The organism is Oleiphilus sp. HI0086, from assembly GCF_001635225.1.
Window position 1 is genome coordinate 1 of sequence record NZ_LWFZ01000235.1, and the last position, 1787, is coordinate 1787.

Here is a 1787-nt window from a genome sequence, read left to right on the forward strand (position 1 = left end):
GTTAAGAGATCTTCTATGCAGGAAGGTCCCCCTGTGTCAGGATAGTTGTCGCCTCTGTTAATTTTTAATAATTGAATAGGAGGCGGTAAGAGAATATGAGTGAAGCATTATTCAAAAGAGTTTAAAGAAGCCATTGTTAAGAAGTGGCTTGAAAGTGGGTTATCATTAAGAACGTTTTCAGCCCAGGAAAACATAAACCTATCCACCTTGTATTCCTGGCGAGATAAATTTCAATTACCAGGTTCAAGTGTGACAAAAAGTAGTAGTCCAGATAACTGGTCTCCAGAAGCAAAGTTTTCAATTGTTCTGGAAACCGCCATGATGTCGGAGATAGAGCTAAGTGAGTATTGCCGAGAAAAAGGGCTGTACCCTGATCAGGTGAAGCAATGGAAACAATCTTGTATTAACAACAATATGACTGAGGCTCAGCGTAAGAAACAGGAAGCTGCAGAGCGCAAAGCAGATAAGAAGCGTATTAAGCAGTTAGAGAAGGAGCTAAAACGCAAAGATGCAGCACTTGCTGAAACTGCTGCATTATTGGTGCTCAGAAAAAAGCTCAATGCCTACTGGGGGGAAGACGAGGACAGCTAACCATGCTTCCAGATAGGCAATATTATGTGGAGCTGATTGATGAAGCCGTTAGTGCTGGAGCCAGAAGAGTGAAAGCCTGTGAGCTAATAGGCTTATCGCTTCGGACCTTACAACGCTGGATTGAAGATGGTGGCGTTACACAGGACAAAAGACAGTCAGCTATTAGACCTGAGCCAAAGAATAAGTTGTCAGAAACCGAGCGACAGAGCATTATCAATATCTGTAACGAGCCCGAATATGCGGACCTTCCACCCAGCCAAATCGTACCAAGGCTAGCGGATAAAGGGCAATATATTGCTTCTGAGTCCAGCTTTTATCGTGTGCTCAAAGCACATAATCAACTGGCTCACAGGGGGCGAGACAAGCCCAAAAATGGTACGAAGAAACCGAAGGGATATACGGCCACTGGGCCAAATGAAGTCTGGAGTTGGGATATTACGTACTGCCCTGCAACTGTGATAGGGCGGTATTATTACCTGTATATGATAGAAGATATCTTCAGTCGCAAAATTGTTGGCTGGGAAGTGCATGAGTCCGAGCAAGGAGAACATGCAGCAGCATTGCTTGAGCGCAGTGTTTGGTCAGAAAAGTGCGTCAGAAAATCCCTGGTGTTGCACTCGGATAATGGTAGCCCAATGAAGAGCTTAACAATGCAAGCAAAAATGCAGGATTTGGGTGTCGCCAGCTCTCGAAGTCGGCCTGGTGTAAGTAATGATAATCCGTTTTCAGAATCACTATTTCGAACCCTGAAGTACTGTCGTCGATGGCCATCTGAGGGATTTAAATCAATCGATGAAGCAAGAACTTGGGTGAAAGAGTTTGTCACTTGGTACAACACAGAGCACCGGCATAGTCGAATTAACTTTGTTACCCCAGAGCAAAGGCACTTAGGTCTGGATGAAGAAATATTATCGAAGAGGGATGAGCTTTATCGCAAGATGAAAAGAAAGAACCAAATAAGGTGGTCAAAAGCTACGCGGAACTGGGAGAAAGTGGGTGACGTTAAGTTGAACCCGGAGAAGGAAAAACAAGCAGCTTAAATGCTCAGGCGACAACTACCTTGAAAAACGCCGGAGTCGGTATAAATGAACTAATGAAAGGGGCGTCGTCTGGCATTTCTAAGTAGTTAAAGTCAGGACTCTTGATCATATTCTTTGCTAAGGTTATCTCGTTAACAACAGTAGTATCAGTTTCGA

Annotated in this window: 1 protein-coding gene; it reads left to right on the forward strand. The window is 44.0% G+C overall.

The genetic code is table 11. The annotated features are described in order from the left end of the window. The first annotated feature begins 99 nt into the window (after positions 1-99). Positions 100-1631 (forward strand): IS3 family transposase gene (locus A3756_RS25800; protein WP_156490225.1). Its coding sequence is split into 2 segments (ribosomal slippage): positions 100-556 and positions 556-1631, totalling 1533 coding nucleotides; the frame shifts between segments, so codons are not numbered across the junction. The last annotated feature ends 156 nt before the right edge of the window (positions 1632-1787 follow it).